The sequence below is a fragment of the Pontibacterium granulatum genome (genome assembly GCF_029961155.1).
GTDB classification, from domain to species: Bacteria; Pseudomonadota; Gammaproteobacteria; order Pseudomonadales; family Balneatricaceae; genus Pontibacterium; species Pontibacterium granulatum.
In genome coordinates this window covers 1-614 of record NZ_JASBRH010000066.1, presented here as the reverse complement: position 1 = coordinate 614, position 614 = coordinate 1, and the positions used below count along the sequence as shown (strand labels likewise).

1 protein-coding gene is annotated in these 614 nt (G+C 58.8%); it reads right to left on the bottom strand.

Annotated elements, in window-relative coordinates:
• Positions 1-614 (bottom strand): TRAP transporter large permease subunit (locus tag QKW35_RS21380; protein WP_282356395.1); only part of this gene is annotated, 614 nt, incomplete at both ends.

Below are 614 nucleotides of genomic sequence, written 5' to 3'. Positions count from 1 at the left end.
TTGGCGTCTGGTGGAATGGGTGCCGCCTCCGGCTTTACGAAACCGGTGATCAGAATGTACAGGATGTAGAACGCACCCAGCATCAGGCCCGGGATGACGGCTCCCATGAACAGATCACCCACGGACAGACCCAGCTGGTCCGCCATGATCACCAGCATGATGCTTGGCGGGATCAGGATGCCCAGGGTACCGGCGGAGGCGATGGTGCCCAGCGCCAGCGGCATGGCGTACCCCTGCTTGGTCATAGAGGGCAGGGACATGACCGCCAGCAGTACAACCGAGGCACCGATGATGCCGGTGGACGCCGCCAGGATAATACCGATCGCAGTAACCGTGATCGCCAGACCGCCGCGGACGCGACCGAACAGCTCCTGCATGGATTGCATCAGGCGCTCAGCAACGCCGGACTTATCCAGCATGATTCCCATGAAGATGAACATCGGCAACGCTACCAATATCCAGTTATCCATGATCTTCCAAAGACGGTTAACGACCAGCCCCAGCGTGGTGTAATCCAGTCCGGTCATGGTGTCCATGTACATATCAGCCAGGTAACCGATACCGGCAAAAATTACACCGATCCCCCCGAGTACCCAGGCTACCGGGATACCGGT